The organism is Corynebacterium sp. NML180780 (assembly GCF_007786415.1).
Classification (GTDB): Bacteria; Actinomycetota; Actinomycetes; order Mycobacteriales; family Mycobacteriaceae; genus Corynebacterium; species Corynebacterium gottingense.
On record NZ_VNKN01000001.1, the window covers coordinates 139,531 to 153,123 of the forward strand.

At 63.5% G+C, this 13,593-nt stretch carries 19 protein-coding genes; 4 read left to right on the forward strand and 15 right to left on the reverse strand.

The window, feature by feature from the left end; genetic code table 11:
• Positions 1 to 13 precede the first annotated feature (13 nt).
• The 10 genes from rplQ to secY all read right to left on the reverse strand — a co-directional run bounded on the left by rplQ (position 14) and on the right by secY (position 7,365).
• Positions 14 to 490: a 50S ribosomal protein L17 gene (gene rplQ, locus FPP74_RS00670; RefSeq protein ID WP_095277866.1), complete on the reverse strand. Its 477-nt coding sequence runs from the start codon at positions 488 to 490 to the stop codon at positions 14 to 16.
• A 66-nt stretch (positions 491 to 556) separates the two neighbouring features.
• Complete coding sequence (locus tag FPP74_RS00675) at positions 557 to 1,570, reverse strand: DNA-directed RNA polymerase subunit alpha (RefSeq protein ID WP_095277869.1); 1,014 nt, start codon at positions 1,568 to 1,570, stop codon at positions 557 to 559.
• A gap of 114 nt (positions 1,571 to 1,684) precedes the next feature.
• Positions 1,685 to 2,290: a 30S ribosomal protein S4 gene (rpsD, locus tag FPP74_RS00680; RefSeq protein ID WP_095277872.1), complete on the reverse strand. Its 606-nt coding sequence runs from the start codon at positions 2,288 to 2,290 to the stop codon at positions 1,685 to 1,687.
• Between the two features lie 27 nt (positions 2,291 to 2,317).
• Entirely contained in the window at positions 2,318 to 2,719 is a 402-nt protein-coding gene (rpsK, locus tag FPP74_RS00685) for a 30S ribosomal protein S11 (RefSeq protein WP_095277876.1), read from the reverse strand.
• A gap of 3 nt (positions 2,720 to 2,722) precedes the next feature.
• Positions 2,723 to 3,091 (reverse strand): 30S ribosomal protein S13, encoded by a 369-nt coding sequence (gene rpsM / locus FPP74_RS00690; protein ID WP_038588440.1) that lies wholly within the window; start codon positions 3,089 to 3,091, stop codon positions 2,723 to 2,725.
• A gap of 179 nt (positions 3,092 to 3,270) precedes the next feature.
• A complete protein-coding gene (infA, locus tag FPP74_RS00695) occupies positions 3,271 to 3,489 on the reverse strand; it encodes a translation initiation factor IF-1 (RefSeq protein ID WP_095277878.1) in 219 nt (72 codons plus the stop codon).
• A gap of 183 nt (positions 3,490 to 3,672) precedes the next feature.
• Positions 3,673 to 4,539: a L,D-transpeptidase gene (locus tag FPP74_RS00700; RefSeq protein WP_186439352.1), complete on the reverse strand. Its 867-nt coding sequence runs from the start codon at positions 4,537 to 4,539 to the stop codon at positions 3,673 to 3,675.
• Between the two features lie 59 nt (positions 4,540 to 4,598).
• Positions 4,599 to 5,390, reverse strand: coding sequence for a type I methionyl aminopeptidase (map, locus tag FPP74_RS00705; RefSeq protein ID WP_122084698.1), 792 nt, complete (start codon positions 5,388 to 5,390; stop codon positions 4,599 to 4,601).
• A 95-nt stretch (positions 5,391 to 5,485) separates the two neighbouring features.
• Positions 5,486 to 6,037 carry an adenylate kinase gene (locus FPP74_RS00710; protein WP_095277884.1) on the reverse strand — a complete coding sequence of 184 codons (552 nt, stop codon included), beginning with the start codon at positions 6,035 to 6,037 and terminating at the stop codon, positions 5,486 to 5,488.
• Positions 6,037 to 7,365 (reverse strand): preprotein translocase subunit SecY, encoded by a 1,329-nt coding sequence (gene secY, locus FPP74_RS00715; RefSeq protein WP_095277887.1) that lies wholly within the window; start codon positions 7,363 to 7,365, stop codon positions 6,037 to 6,039. Before secY ends, FPP74_RS00710 begins: the two co-directional genes overlap by 1 nt.
• Positions 7,366 to 7,737: 372 nt before the next feature.
• Between secY and FPP74_RS00720 the strand changes: the two genes are divergently transcribed.
• The 4 genes from FPP74_RS00720 to FPP74_RS00735 all read left to right on the forward strand — a co-directional run bounded on the left by FPP74_RS00720 (position 7,738) and on the right by FPP74_RS00735 (position 11,234).
• Positions 7,738 to 8,574 carry a MetQ/NlpA family ABC transporter substrate-binding protein gene (locus FPP74_RS00720; protein WP_144716807.1) on the forward strand — a complete coding sequence of 279 codons (837 nt, stop codon included), beginning with the start codon at positions 7,738 to 7,740 and terminating at the stop codon, positions 8,572 to 8,574.
• Positions 8,571 to 9,617, forward strand: coding sequence for a methionine ABC transporter ATP-binding protein (locus FPP74_RS00725; protein ID WP_144716809.1), 1,047 nt, complete (start codon positions 8,571 to 8,573; stop codon positions 9,615 to 9,617). Before FPP74_RS00720 ends, FPP74_RS00725 begins: the two co-directional genes overlap by 4 nt.
• A gap of 2 nt (positions 9,618 to 9,619) precedes the next feature.
• Complete coding sequence (locus FPP74_RS00730) at positions 9,620 to 10,306, forward strand: methionine ABC transporter permease (RefSeq protein WP_095547633.1); 687 nt, start codon at positions 9,620 to 9,622, stop codon at positions 10,304 to 10,306.
• A 352-nt stretch (positions 10,307 to 10,658) separates the two neighbouring features.
• Positions 10,659 to 11,234, forward strand: coding sequence for a hypothetical protein (locus FPP74_RS00735; protein ID WP_133064715.1), 576 nt, complete (start codon positions 10,659 to 10,661; stop codon positions 11,232 to 11,234).
• Between the two features lie 76 nt (positions 11,235 to 11,310).
• Here the strand turns inward: FPP74_RS00735 and rplO are convergent, their stop codons facing one another.
• The 5 genes from rplO to rplF are packed head-to-tail and all read right to left on the reverse strand — an operon-like array spanning position 11,311 to position 13,578.
• Complete coding sequence (rplO, locus tag FPP74_RS00740; RefSeq protein ID WP_095277898.1) at positions 11,311 to 11,760, reverse strand: 50S ribosomal protein L15; 450 nt, start codon at positions 11,758 to 11,760, stop codon at positions 11,311 to 11,313.
• A gap of 7 nt (positions 11,761 to 11,767) precedes the next feature.
• Complete coding sequence (rpmD, locus tag FPP74_RS00745; protein ID WP_095277900.1) at positions 11,768 to 11,953, reverse strand: 50S ribosomal protein L30; 186 nt, start codon at positions 11,951 to 11,953, stop codon at positions 11,768 to 11,770.
• Positions 11,954 to 11,958: 5 nt separating this feature from the next.
• On the reverse strand, positions 11,959 to 12,594 hold the full coding sequence (gene rpsE, locus FPP74_RS00750; protein WP_095547634.1) for a 30S ribosomal protein S5: 636 nt from the start codon (positions 12,592 to 12,594) through the stop codon (positions 11,959 to 11,961).
• Between the two features lie 40 nt (positions 12,595 to 12,634).
• Positions 12,635 to 13,039, reverse strand: coding sequence for a 50S ribosomal protein L18 (gene rplR / locus FPP74_RS00755; RefSeq protein WP_095277905.1), 405 nt, complete (start codon positions 13,037 to 13,039; stop codon positions 12,635 to 12,637).
• Positions 13,040 to 13,041: 2 nt separating this feature from the next.
• Positions 13,042 to 13,578 carry a 50S ribosomal protein L6 gene (gene rplF / locus FPP74_RS00760; RefSeq protein ID WP_095535298.1) on the reverse strand — a complete coding sequence of 179 codons (537 nt, stop codon included), beginning with the start codon at positions 13,576 to 13,578 and terminating at the stop codon, positions 13,042 to 13,044.
• Between the last annotated feature and the right edge of the window lie 15 nt (positions 13,579 to 13,593).

The window sequence follows — 13,593 nt, forward strand, 5'->3', positions numbered from 1 at the left end:
GCCGTGGCTAGTCCTACTTCTCCTCGGACTCAGCCTCCTCGGCTGCCGGAGCCTCAGCGGACTCGGCTGCCTCGGCGTCTGCCTGCTTGGAAGCGGCAGCGCGTGCGGTGCGCTCGGCCTCCGTGGACGCGGTCTGCTCGAGGACGAGCGAGATCTGTGTCATCGGGGCGTTGTCGCCCGCGCGGTTCTCCAGCTTGATGGAGCGGGTGTAGCCGCCCTCGCGGCCCTCAAACAGGGGCGCGAGCTGGTTGAACAGGTAAGCAACGATCTCCTTGTTCGGCAGTTCAGCGGCGACTGCGCGGCGGTCTGCCACGGTGCCCTTCTTTGCCTTGGTGATCAGCTTCTCGGCGTAGGGACGCAGCATGCGTGCCTTCGCGTCGGTGGTCTTGATTGCGCCGTGCTGGAAGAGGGAGATAGCCAGGTTGGACAGAATGTGCTTCTGGTGGCTGGCGGACCCTCCGAGACGGGCACCCTTCTTAGGGGTAGGCATTTTCGTACTCCTCGTGTGCGTTAGTTGAGCGCGTGCTCTTACGTGTTACTCGGCTTTACGCGAGTGTTACTCGGTCTCATCCCCGCTGGGATCGACGAAGTCGCCGGTCTCGGCGTCGTAGCCCTCGATCTGCGTCGGGTCGAAATCTTCCGGAGCATCCTTCAAGGTCAGGCCCTGCGAAGCGAGCTTGATCTTGACCTCGTTGATGGACTTCTGGCCGAAGTTCCGGATGTCCAGCAGCTCGGACTCGGTGCACTCTGCGAGCTGACCGACGGTGTGGATCTCCTGGCGCTTCAGGCAGTTGTAGGAACGCACGGTGAAGTTCAGGTCCTCGATCGGCGTGTTGTACGCGGCGATGAACTCGGTCTCCTGCGGGGAGGGGCCGATCTCAATGCCCTCGGACGCCGTGTTCAGCTCGCGGGCCAGGCCGAACAGTTCCACCAGGGTGGAGCCTGCGGAAGCCAGGGCGTCGCGCGCTGCCATGGAGTTCTTGGTCTCCACGTCGATGATCAGCTTGTCAAAGTCGGTGCGCTGCTCAACACGGGTCGCCTCAACCTTGTAGGCGACGCGGGTGACCGGGGAGTAGATCTGGTCGACCGGGATACGGCCGGGCTCCCCGCCCGCGTTGGGCATGGCCGGGACGTAGCCGCGGCCGCGCTCGACAACAAGCTCCATCTCCAGACGAGCCTGCTCGCTCAGCGATGCGATGTGCAGATCCGGGTTGTGGATCTCCACGCCAGCCGGCGGCTCGATGTCGCCCGCGGTGACGTTGCCCGGGCCCTCGACGGACAGGTACATAACAACCGGCTCGTCGGAGTCGGAGGACAGCACCAGGTCCTTGATGTTGAGGATGATCTCGGAAACGTTCTCCTTCACACCAGCGATGGTGGTGAACTCGTGGAGCACACCATCGATCTTGATGGAGGTCACGGCCGCGCCCGGAATGGACGACAGCAGCGTGCGGCGCAGGGAGTTACCGAGGGTGTAGCCGAAACCAGGCTCGAGCGGCTCGATGACGAACTTCGAGCGGTTGGTGTCGATGTACTCCTCGGTCAACTGCGGACGGTGAGAGATGAGCATGAACTTCTCCTTTATCGGCTCCCGCTATTTGAAGCCGGTAGGAACGGATGTGTTTGGAAGATTCCGCGCACGGAAGCGTCGATAAGCAACGAGCGCGGGGCGAAGCAACCTGGGTTACTTCGAGTAAAGCTCGACGATGAGCTGCTCCTGCAGGGGCACCTCAATCTGAGCGCGCTCGGGCAGCTGGTGCACGAGGATGCGCAGGGTGTCCGGAACGACCTGCAGCCAAGCCGGAACGACGGAGTCGAGCAGGTTATCCTGCGCGTCCTCGAACCAGAGCATGTTGCGGGACTTGTCGCGGACATCGATGATGTCGTACTGGGTGACCTTGTAGGACGGGACGTCGACGCGCTTGCCGTTCACGGTGAAGTGACCGTGGGAAACCAGCTGACGGGCCTGGCGGCGGGTGCGAGCCAGACCTGCGCGGTAGACGACGTTGTCCAGACGGGACTCCAGGAGGATCAGCAGGTTATCGCCGGTCTTACCCGGGAGGCGGTTGGCCTCCTCGTAGTAGCGACGGAACTGCTTCTCCATCACGCCGTAGGTGAAGCGAGCCTTCTGCTTCTCCTGCAGCTGGAGCAGGTACTCAGATTCCTTGATGCGAGCGCGGCCAGCCTGCCCCGGGGGGTACGGGCGACGCTCGAAGGACATGTCACCGCCGACGAGGTCGACGCGGAGGCGACGGGACTTACGGGTAGCAGGGCCGGTATAACGAGCCATGGTGTTTTACCTCTTTTCCTTTCTGCCTTAAACGCGACGACGCTTCGGCGGACGGCAGCCGTTGAACGGCTGCGGCGTCACGTCCGAGATCGAGGACACCTCCAGGCCGGCGGCCTGGAGCGAACGGATAGCGGTCTCGCGGCCGGAGCCGGGACCCTTGACAAAGACGTCAACCTTCTTCATACCGTGATCCATCGCCTTGCGGGCGGCGTTCTCAGCAGCCATCTGCGCGGCGAACGGGGTGGACTTACGGGAGCCCTTGAACCCGACGTGGCCGGAGGAGGCCCAGGAGATGACAGCACCGTTCGGGTCCGTGATGGACACGATGGTGTTGTTGAAGGTGGACTTGATGTACGCGTGGCCAGCGGCCACATTCTTCTTTACGACGCGACGACCGCGGCGCGCGCCGGAACGAGTCTTCGGAGGCATATGTTACTTCTTCTTTCCTGCGATAGTCTTCTTCGGGCCCTTGCGGGTACGCGCGTTGGTCTTGGTGCGCTGGCCGCGGACGGGCAGGCCACGACGGTGGCGCAGACCCTGGTAGGAGCCGATTTCAATCTTGCGGCGGATGTCAGCCTGCACCTCACGACGCAGGTCGCCCTCGACGGTGTAGGAGGACTCGATTGCGTCGCGCAGGGCTGCGAGCTGATCGTCGCTCAGGTTGTCCGTGCGCAGGTCAGGAGAAATGCCGGTCTTCTCGAGCAGTTCCTTGGCACGGGTAGCCCCGATGCCGTAAATGTAGGTGAGCGCGATCTCCATGCGCTTGTTGCGCGGGAGATCAACACCAGCGAGACGTGCCATGTGGCTACGTTCCTTTCGGGTTGTTACGGTGGTTTTCTCCCTACCCGCCCACGCCAAACAACGCTTTGTCCGGACCGAGCCGGAGGATGGGTTGAGACTCGCGCGGCTCCAGCCACCGTGGCCGGAGGTAGTCGACGCCGCGGGCAAACCCGCGCGTCTGGGTAAGGAGGCTTACGTAGTTACTTGTAGCGGTAGGTGATACGACCCTTGTCCAGGTCGTACGGGGAAAGCTCCACGACGACGCGGTCCTCAGGAAGGATGCGGATGTAGTGCTGGCGCATCTTGCCACTGATGTGGGCAAGGACTTGGTGCCCGTTGTCGAGCTCGACACGGAACGTTGCGTTCTTCAAGGGCTCGATTACGCGGCCCTCAACCTCAATTGCGCCTTCTTTTGCCATTCAATCCACTTCCTACAGCCCCGCGTTTCCGCAGGTACTAGTCGTATGTCACGTGTGCTACAGAGCGCGCAGACGGAATGCCTGCACACCAAACGACTATGTTAGCCAACTACCTGCACAAACACAAACCCCGCCTCCATCAAGTGGAGAGCGGGGTGCAGCGCTTATCGACGCTACGTTGTCCTAGTAGACGTAAACCTTGTCGCCGATCTGCAGATCGTTGAAGTATCGCTGCGCGTCAGCGCGGTACATGCGGACGCAGCCAGCGGACAGGATCGACGGATCGCCCTGATGGAAGGCGATGCCGTTGTTGGTGAAGTAGGTGGCGTACGGCATCGGCGCGTTGTTGAACTCGTACGAGATCTCGTCCTTCACCTTGCGGTTGACGTAGAAGGTACCGCGCGGGGTCTCCTGACCCGGGCGGCCGGGTCCGACCAGGTCGGCCGTGTAGTACATCTCGCCGTTGTTCTGCAGCCAGGAGCGGCGGCCGTCAACGTCCACGCACGCCTTCGCGTCCTTCGGGCAGGAGCCGTAGTCAAAGGCCGGGGCCGGTGCCGGTGCGGGCTGCTCAGCCGGGGCGGGTGCCGGAGCCGGGGCCGGGGCCGGAGCGGGGGCAGGTGCCGGAGCCGGCTTCGGCTTCGGGGTGCGCTCCTCGATCAGGCCCGGGAACAGCGCCTCAACCATCTGGTCGATGGACTCCTTTGCCTGCGCGGGCAGGTCCGGGTTCAGCGCGGCCAGGCTGTCTGCCTGGGTGCGCAGGGTGGTGCGAAGGTTCCAAGCTGCGTCCCGCACGGCCTGGTCGGCGCTTGTGCCCAGGTTCTGCAGCTGGATGTTCGCGCTCTTCAGGAAGCCGTCCAGGCCGGCCTCGGAAGACAGCGAGGCGACGGAGGAACCCGCATTCGGCGCGGGCTGCGGAGCCGGTGCGGCCGGGGCCGCGTTGGCTGCGATCGGGTTGGCGGCCAGGGAAGCAATGACGCCTGCAGCGGCGGCAACGGCAGCCGCACGGCGCTTGGTTGCCGACGGCTTTGCGTGGCGGGGTTGGTAAGACATAGACAGCAGTTTAACTACTTCCGCCAAGTTTTGATAGTCAGGCACGCATAAGCGGTGTGTTATTTGCGCGGGGTAAGCACCCGCGGCCCGTTGGAGGTCGCGGCGACGGTGTGCTCCCAGTGCGCCGCAGGTGACCCGTCGGCGCTGACGACCGTCCAGCCGTCGCCAAGCACATAGGAGTCATACTCTCCGCCGAGAATGAGCATCGGTTCGATCGCCAGGACGGATCCCTCCTGGATGACCGGCCCGTGGTGGGGGCGCCCCTCATTGGCCAGGAAGGGTTCCTCGTGCATGGTGCGGCCGATGCCGTGGCCTCCGTAGCCGTCGAGGATGCCCACCACTACTCCGAAGCGGTCCTCGGCGGTGCAGGTCGCCTGCTCGAGCGCGGACGATACGTCGGTGAGGCGATTGCCCGGACGCATCGCCTTCATGCCCTGCTCCAGGACCCACTCGGTGGCCTTGTTCAGCGCGTCTACCTCCGGTGCCAACTCACCAATGCCAAAGCTCAGCGCAGAGTCGCCGACCCATCCGTTGAGCGTGGCACCGCAGTCGATGGAGACGAGGTCGCCCTCTGCAAGCACGACGTTCTCGCTCGGGATGCCGTGCACCACCACGGCGTTCACCGAGGCGCAGATGGAGCCCGGGAAACCCTGGTAGCCCAGGAACGTGGGTGTCGCGCCGTGGTCGCGGATCACGGACTCCGCGATCCGGTCCAGGTCGAGGGTGCTCATTCCTGGCCGGGCGGCGGCGCGGACCTCCGTCAGCGCTTCGCCGACGATCCGGCCGGCGGCCTCCATGGCGTCGAGTTCCGCTGGTGTCTTGGCGGGAATCTTGCGTCTTCTGAAACCCATCGGTCGGGCCTTTCTTCGAGTTCTTGGGGCAGTAGGTGCTGTGCACAGAAAGAGGGCCGGTGCGCCACGCACACCGGCCCTCTTCGTCGTCCCCCCTACTTCAGGTTTTGCAGCTGCTCCATCGCGCGGGCGTTGATCTCATCAACGTCGCCGACGGCGTCGATAGAAATGATCTGGTCGCCGTAGTGGTCGATCAGCGGCGCAGTCTCGTCACGGTAGACGGAGAGACGGGTGCGGATCGTCTCCTCGTTATCGTCGGCGCGGCCGCGGGCGAGCATGCGCTCGACGACAACATCCTCGTCGACGACGAAGTTGAGCACGCCGTCCAACTTCGTGTCGGCCTTCTCCAGCAGCTCGGTGAGGATCTCCGCCTGCTCGACGGTGCGCGGGAAGCCGTCCAAGAGAAAGCCATTCTTGGCGTCGTCCTCCTGGAGGCGGGACTCGACCATGCGCGCGGTGACGTCGGTAGGCACGAGCTTGCCGGCGTCGATGTAGCTCTTCGCCTCAACGCCGAGCGGGGTGCCCTCGCCGATGTTGGCGCGGAACAGGTCACCGGTGGAAATGTGCGGGATCCCCAGCTTTTCGGAGAGGATCGCCGCCTGGGTGCCCTTGCCGGCACCGGGAGGGCCAAGAAGTACGAGACGCATTATCGCAGAAGTCCTTCGTAGTTGGATTGCAGGAGTTGGGATTCAATTTGCTTGACCGTGGTCAGGGCCACGGACACCATAATCAGGATAGCCGTGCCGCCGAACGCGCTCATACCCATGCGGCCGGAGCCAGCCAGACCGGCGTCGAGCGCCAGGTTCGGCAGGATCGCAATCACAGCGAGGTACAGCGAGCCGACCACCAGCAGACGGTTCATCACGTAACCGAGGTACTCCGCGGTCGGGCGGCCCGGACGAATATCCGGAATGAATCCACCGTACTTCTTCATGTTCTCAGCCTGGTCAACCGGGTCGTACTGCACGGAGACGTAGAAGTACGCGAAGAAGATGATCATGATGAAGTAAGCCACGATGTACTGCCAGGAGCCCGGGTTCTGCAGCCACGCCATGACGTGGTTCATCCACCAGTTGTCCGGCGGGGTCGGCTTGTTCATGTTCACGATCTGGGTGATCAGCACCGGCACGTACATCAGCGAGGATGCGAAGATGACCGGGATCACGCCGGCCTGGTTCACCTTCAGTGGCAGGTAGGTCGCGGTGCGGCCGTACTGGCGGCGGCCAACGACGCGCTTGGCGTACTGCACCGGGATGCGGCGCTGGCCCTGCTCGATGAAGATGATGCCCACGACGAGCACGATGATGGCCGCGATAACCACCGCGAGCGCGACTCCGCCGGAGTTCTGGAAGATGATCGCACCCTCGGACGGGAGCTTGGTGGCAATGCCGGCGAAGATGAGCAGGGACATACCGTTGCCCACACCCTTCTCCGTGATGATCTCGCCGAGCCACATGATGATGATGGCGCCCGACGTCATGACAATGATCATCATGATGAGGGTCCACACGTTGCGGTCCTCAACCAGCACGGGCATACCCTGTCCAAGCAGCTGCTCGCGGTCAGCCAGCGCGACGATGCCGGCGGACTGGAGGAGCGCCAACGCCACGGTGAGGTAGCGCGTGTACTGCGTCATCTTTGCCTGACCGGACTGCCCCTCCTTCTTCAGCTCCTCAAACTTCGGGATCACCACGGTGAGCAGCTGCACGATGATGGACGCCGTAATGTACGGCATGATGCCGATGGCAAAAATGGACAGCTGCAGGAGCGCGCCGCCGGAGAAGAGCCCGATGATGGAGAACATCGTCGCCTGGTCGCCCTGGGAGATCTCCTCTAGGCGAGAGTGGATCAGGCCGTAATCCACGCCTGGCGTGGGGATCTGGGCACCGACGCGGTACAGGATCATAAGGGCGAGCGTGATCAGGATCTTGCGGCGTAGATCCTGATCCTTAAACGCCTGAAGAATAGCGGACACAAAGCCTCCTGGCTCCCACTGCAAAAATAAGCAGGAGATTGCGAACAGTATGAACTACGAGCCGCCCTACCTGCCAAAAGGCATGCTAAAGCTCACCCGTACATATTTGACCCCACTACCCTAGCAGCCCAACTTGCGAACACTCGACTCGCATGAGGCTTAGCGGGCTGCTCCAATGTCACCACAAGGAGATTCGCACCTTCCTGACACCTTTCCAGCGCGGACACAGCTCGCCCCATTCGACTGCGCGGCCGGGGGCGGTGGCGTCGATAAACGTCGAGCCCCGCCGATAGACAAATCTGTCTTGAATTTCTGGACCGATAGGTTTAAAGTACTGATTTGTCGAGATTAATCCTGATCGAAAGGACTGTCATGCTGAAGAAGTTTGCAGCACTGACCACAGCCGCCGCACTCACGCTGGGGCTGACCGCTTGCTCGGGCGAGTCGAGCGACAACACCACCGCCGACGGAGACCTGGAGACCATCCGCGTGGCCACCTCGCCCGGCCCGTACTCGGAGCTGTTCGAGGACGCCGTGGGCCCGATCCTGGAGAAGGAGGGCTACAACGTGGACTACCAGTCGTTCACCGATCTCACCCAGGCTGACACGGCGCTGGCCGAGGGTTCCGCGGACCTCAACGTGGACCAGCACACCGGCTGGATGAACGTGTTTAACAACGAGAAGGGCGCGGATCTCACCTCCATCACCGAGGTCCCGACCGTGCCCGCTGGCGTGTACTCGGAGCAGCACCAGAGCATCGACGAGGTCGCCGATGGCCAGTCCGTGGGCGTCCCGATGGACGGCTCGAACAAGTCGCGCGCCCTGCACGTGCTTGTCGACGCCGGCTGGATCACCCTCCGCGACGACGCCGACGAGGCGCTCGTCTCCGAGGCCGACATCGCCGAGAACCCGCACAACCTGGACATCCAGCCGATGGACTCCGCAAACCTGTCGCGCTCCCTGCCCGACCTGGACTGGGCTGTGATCCCGGGCTCCATGTCCTACTCCGCGGGCCTGGACCCGAACCTGCAGCTCTTCCAGGAGAACCTGCGCCCGGAGCTGATCCTCATGGCCGTGACCACCGAGGACAAGGCCGACAAGCCGTGGGCGAAGGCCGTGGCTGACGCCTACCGTTCCGATGAGTTCAAGGACTACTTGAACGAGCACAACGAGAACAACTACTGGTTCCTCCCGGAGTCGCTGCAGTGACCGGCCCCGCCGTCGCCTTCGACCACGTCTCCAAGGTCTTCGATACCTCCGGAGGCACGTTCGCCGCGCTCGACGACATCACGTTCGCCGTCCCCACGGGCGGCATCTTCGGTGTCGTCGGCACGTCTGGTGCGGGCAAGTCCACGCTGATCCGCACCGTCAACGGCCTTGAGTCGCCCACCTCCGGCACCGTTACGGTGCTCGGCCGCCAGCCGTCCGAGCTGAGCCCGAAGGAGCTGCGCGAGCTGCGCCGCGAGGTCTCGATGGTCTTCCAGAACTACAACCTGCTGGAAACCAAGACCGTCGCGCAAAACGTCGCCACTCCCCTGCTACTGTCCAAGACGCCGAAGGCGGAGATCACTCGCCGCGTTAACGAGGTCCTCGAGCTCGTCGGCCTGACCGACCGCGCCGACCACAAGCCGCGCCAGCTTTCGGGCGGGCAGCGCCAGCGCGTCGGCATCGCCCGTGCGCTGGTGACCAATCCGAGCATTTTGCTTTGCGACGAACCCACGTCCGCCCTCGACCCGCTGACCACCACCCAGATCCTCGACCTCCTGCGCGCCATCAACGCCGAACTCGGCGTGACCATCCTGCTCATCACGCACCAAATGGATGTTGTCGCCCGGCTCGCGGACTCCGTTGCGGTCTTGGATTCCGGCAAGCTGGTCGAGTCCGGCCCCGTCGCGGAGGTCTTCGCCGACCCGCAGGCGGCATTGACGCAGCGCTTCGTCGAGACCGTGATCCCCCGGGAAATCCCCGAGAGCGTTCGGGCCACTATCGACGCCAGCGCCTTCGACCAAGTGGTCCAGCTCATTCACTCCGGGCGCGCCGCCTCCGGCGTGTTCACCGAGCTGATCAACCGCTTCGGCCTGGACGCGCAGCTGCTGTCCTCCTCGGACGCCGACCTCGCCGGCACGACCGTCGGCGCGACCGTGCTCGGCCTTCGCGGCGGTGCCACGCAGGACGTAGCCGACGCCGTGGCGTGGCTGGAAGGGCTCGAGGGAGTTTCCGTCAATCGCATTCGTAGCGGAAAGGACGCATAACCATGGATCAGCTGAACTCCTGGTGGCGCGACACGACAGGGTCGCGCGTGACCCCATCCATGTACATCGACTCGTTTGGCGAGACCGTCTACATGGTCGGCATCTCGCTCTTCGTCGGCGCCCTCATCGGCATCCCACTGGCGCTCGCCCTGGTGATCACGCGCCCGGGCGGGCTGAAGCCGAACCCGATTGCCTACGGCGTCCTCAACGTCCTGGTCAACGTGGTTCGCTCGCTGCCGTTCATCATCCTGCTGGTGGCGATCTCGCCCTTCACCCGCGTGATTGCCGGCACCGCGATCGGCACCACGGCGGCGCTCGTGCCGTTGACCCTGTACATCGCGCCATTCATCGCGCGACTCATCGAGCAGTCGCTCCTGGAGGTCAACCCCGGCATCACCGAGGCGGCCGACTCCATGGGCGCCACGATGGGCCAAACCATCCGGCACTTCCTGCTGCCGGAGGCAAAGTCCTCGATCATCCTCGCGGTAACGACGGCGACCGTCGGTCTCATCTCCGCGACCGCCATGGCCGGCACCATCGGCGGCGGTGGCGTTGGCGACCTCGCCATCTCGTACGGCTACCAGCAGTTCGATTCCGTGGCGATGCTTACCACCGTGATCATCCTGATCGTCGTGGTGCAGGCGATCCAGTCCATCGGCAACAGGCTCGCACACCGCGCGCGGGCGTAGCTGGCTCTCCGGTGATGCGGCCTGTGCCTTCCGCGCTACATGACGAGAAGACTGGGAATGTCTGCGTGTTTGTCATCGTGTTCTCGTCGTCTAGCTGGCAACGCCGCCTCGAGCGCAGACAGCGCCAACAGGAACTCGTCCCCGCCTGTCCCGGAGCCTAAACAGCGCAACCTGGAGCTCGTTCTCACCCACCCGGGGCCTAAACAGCGCAACCAGCACTTCGTGAAACCCCGATCGGGGACCGATAATCGAGCTCCTGCTTGCGCTGTTTAGCCGTGCCCAGCGACCTGCTCTGACTTGAACGCGCCCAACCCGTGGCCACCGTACCCTCTTTTCGCTACACTGCAGGGGCATGAGCCCCCACGCCATGACCAAAAGCAAATTCCCACCCGCCGACGGCGTCTACGAGGCAGACGAAACCACCAGCCAGATTTCTCTCCTGCTCTGCCACGGATGGCACCGCGATGAAATCACCGCGTGGTTGGAGGACAACATGGACTCCGACCCAACACCCCTGGTAGAGGAAGTCAGCGCAGAATACGCCCGCCTCGTGCCGGAGGCCTCCGAGGACGCCAAGCGCATCCAAGCTCTGCACGAGGCGCTAGCAAAGCGCAACATCTCGTTCTCCTTCGACGAAGGCTACACCAAGGACGAAGCGGTCGAGGACGGCGGCACGCACGCCGAAAAGGCCGGCCACCGGGGCTATGCCTACTGCACCCAGCAGGATGTGGACAGCGTCATCCACATCGGGCTCCTCTACTTCGGCTTCGGGGATTATGAAAACCCAAGCCTGGAAACGGATGCCGAAGTTGCCGCCCTAGTAGTCGAAGCGCTCAAAGAGGTTGGCCTCAGCCCAGTGTGGGACGGCAACGCAAACGCACGCATCATGTGCGAGGACCTTGTGTTTGAGCTGCCGCTAAACCTCTAACCTTCAACGCAAAAAGCCCGCCACCCCTTAAAACAAGGGGTGGCGGGCTCGAGCGTTCTCGGCTCGGAAAAGGCGCTTACGCCTCAGTGACGGAGCCGCCGGCAGCCTGGATCTTCTCCGCTGCGGACTTGGAGAACTTGTTGGCGGTGACGTCGAGCTTGACGTCGATGTCACCGTTGCCCAGAACCTTCACGGGCTGGTTCTTGCGAACCAGGCCGGCTGCGACGATGTCCTCGATGGACACGGCGCCGCCGTTCGGGAAGGCCTTGGCCAGATCGTTGACGTTCACTACCTGGAACTCAACGCGGTTCGGGTTCTTGAAGCCCTTCAGCTTCGGCAGACGCATGTGCAGCGGCATCTGGCCACCCTCAAACGCTGCGGAAACCTGGTAGCGAGCCTTGGTGCCCTTGGTACCGCGGCCGGCGGTCTTGCCGCCCTTGCCAGCTTCACCGCGGCCAACGCGGCGCTTCGCCTTGTTTGCACCCTTTGCCGGGCGCAGATCATGAAGCTTGATGATGTCAGCCATGTTCTCTCTACTCCCCTGCAACTTCTTCAACGGTGACAAGGTGACGGACCTTGAGCACCTGGCCGCGGGTAGCGGCGTTGTCCTTCTTGATCACGGACTGGCCGATCTTGCGCAGGCCCAGAGCCTCGAGGTTCTGGATGGTCTGCGGCTTCTCGCCGACCTTACCGTGGTGCAGTGTGATCTTCAGTGCCATTGTGCTTACGCCTCCTGTCCTGCGCGTGCGCGCAGCATACGGGCCGGGGCAACGTCCTCGACGTCCTTGCCACGCTTCGCGGCGACCTCTTCGGGGCGCACCAGTTCCTTCAGGCCGGCAACGGTTGCCTGAACGACGTTCAGGGCGTTGTCGGAACCGAGGGACTTGGCCAGGATGTCCTGGACGCCTGCGCACTCGAGCACCGGGCGGACAGCGCCGCCGGCGATGACACCGGTACCGGGAGCAGCCGGGCGAAGCATAACGACGCCCGCAGCTTCCTCACCCTGGACCGGGTGCGGGATGGTGCCGCCGATCATCGGGACGCGGAAGAAGTTCTTGCGAGCTTCCTCGGCACCCTTCTGGATTGCGGCGGGAACTTCCTTCGCCTTGCCGTAGCCGACGCCGACCATGCCCTGGCCGTCGCCGACCACAACGAGTGCGGTGAAGGACATGTTGCGGCCACCCTTAACGGTCTTTGCGACGCGGTTAATGGTGATGACGCGCTCGATGTACTTGTCGCGCTCGTCGTTCTGGTTGCGGCGGTCGTCGCGGCGGCCGCGGCCACCGCGCTCGTTCTTGTTGCCTTTGTTGTTCTGGTTGTCGGCGGAGCGTCCGCCGTCACGCCGTTCACGTTCGGCCATTACGCGATCCTTCCGTTGATGGTGATGGTTGCGGTGATCATTAGAACTTCAGACCACCTTCACGAGCTGCTTCAGCAAGAGCCGCAACGCGGCCGTGGTACTTGTAGCCGCCGCGGTCGAAGACGATCTCTTCGATGCCAGCTGCCTTGGCGCGCTCTGCGACGAGTGCGCCGACCTTGGCTGCCTTGTCCTTCTTGTCCCCGTCCAGGTTGCGGACGTCCGGCTCCATGGAGGAAGCGGCCACGAGAGTGTGGCCAGCCAGATCGTCGATGACCTGCACGTGGATGTGGCGGGACGAGCGGTGCACGACGAGACGCGGGGTCTCCGGGGTGCCACGCAGGGTCTTGCGGATGCGGTTGTGGCGACGTGCGCGAGCCTCGCGACGGCGGGACGAGATGTCCTTGCCAATCGGGGTGCGCTTGGTGTTCTCTGCAGTATTGCTCATGATTACTTACCCGTCTTTCCGACCTTGCGACGTACCTGCTCGCCCGCGTAGCGGATGCCCTTACCCTTGTACGGGTCATCCTTACGCAGACGGCGGATGTTCGCCGCAATCTGGCCAACCTGCTGCTTGTCGGTACCTTCGATCGAGAGCTTGGTGTTGCCGTCGACAGCAAAGGTGATGCCTTCGGGCGCCTCAATCAGGATCGGGTGCGAGTAGCCGAGGGAGAACTCGAGGTCCTTGCCCTTTTGCTGCACGCGGTAGCCGACGCCGAAGATCTCCATGTTGATCTTGTAGCCCTCGGTCACGCCGATCACAAGGTTGTTGATCAGCGAACGCGACAGGCCGTGCAGCGAGCGGTTCTTGCGGTGGTCGTCCGGGCGGGACACCACAATCTGGTTCTCCTCAACCGCAACGGTGATCGGGGCCGGAACCTCGACGGTCATGGTGCCCTTCGGGCCCTTGACCTCGACGGTCTGGCCGTCGATCTTGGTTTCAACGTTGTTCGGGATTGCGATGGGTGCGTTACCTACACGCGACATAGTCTTTTCAACCTC

Excerpts from the sequence above, each read along its gene's own strand:
- rplQ (WP_095277866.1), bottom strand. The coding sequence starts at position 490 with ATGCCTACCCCTAAGAAGGGTGCCCGTCTCGGAGGGTCCGCCAGCCAC.
- FPP74_RS00675 (WP_095277869.1), bottom strand. The coding sequence starts at position 1,570 with ATGCTCATCTCTCACCGTCCGCAGTTGACCGAGGAGTACATCGACACC.
- rpsD (WP_095277872.1), bottom strand. The coding sequence starts at position 2,290 with ATGGCTCGTTATACCGGCCCTGCTACCCGTAAGTCCCGTCGCCTCCGC.
- rpsK (WP_095277876.1), bottom strand. The coding sequence starts at position 2,719 with ATGCCTCCGAAGACTCGTTCCGGCGCGCGCCGCGGTCGTCGCGTCGTA.
- rpsM (WP_038588440.1), bottom strand. The coding sequence starts at position 3,091 with ATGGCACGTCTCGCTGGTGTTGATCTCCCGCGCAACAAGCGCATGGAG.
- infA (WP_095277878.1), bottom strand. The coding sequence starts at position 3,489 with ATGGCAAAAGAAGGCGCAATTGAGGTTGAGGGCCGCGTAATCGAGCCC.
- FPP74_RS00700 (WP_186439352.1), bottom strand. The coding sequence starts at position 4,539 with ATGTCTTACCAACCCCGCCACGCAAAGCCGTCGGCAACCAAGCGCCGT.
- map (WP_122084698.1), bottom strand. The coding sequence starts at position 5,390 with ATGGGTTTCAGAAGACGCAAGATTCCCGCCAAGACACCAGCGGAACTC.
- FPP74_RS00710 (WP_095277884.1), bottom strand. The coding sequence starts at position 6,037 with ATGCGTCTCGTACTTCTTGGCCCTCCCGGTGCCGGCAAGGGCACCCAG.
- FPP74_RS00720 (WP_144716807.1), top strand. The coding sequence starts at position 7,738 with ATGCTGAAGAAGTTTGCAGCACTGACCACAGCCGCCGCACTCACGCTG.
- FPP74_RS00730 (WP_095547633.1), top strand. The coding sequence starts at position 9,620 with ATGGATCAGCTGAACTCCTGGTGGCGCGACACGACAGGGTCGCGCGTG.
- FPP74_RS00735 (WP_133064715.1), top strand. The coding sequence starts at position 10,659 with ATGAGCCCCCACGCCATGACCAAAAGCAAATTCCCACCCGCCGACGGC.
- rplO (WP_095277898.1), bottom strand. The coding sequence starts at position 11,760 with ATGGCTGACATCATCAAGCTTCATGATCTGCGCCCGGCAAAGGGTGCA.
- rpmD (WP_095277900.1), bottom strand. The coding sequence starts at position 11,953 with ATGGCACTGAAGATCACACTGCACCACGGTAAGGTCGGCGAGAAGCCG.
- rpsE (WP_095547634.1), bottom strand. The coding sequence starts at position 12,594 with ATGGCCGAACGTGAACGGCGTGACGGCGGACGCTCCGCCGACAACCAG.
- rplR (WP_095277905.1), bottom strand. The coding sequence starts at position 13,039 with ATGAGCAATACTGCAGAGAACACCAAGCGCACCCCGATTGGCAAGGAC.
- rplF (WP_095535298.1), bottom strand. The coding sequence starts at position 13,578 with ATGTCGCGTGTAGGTAACGCACCCATCGCAATCCCGAACAACGTTGAA.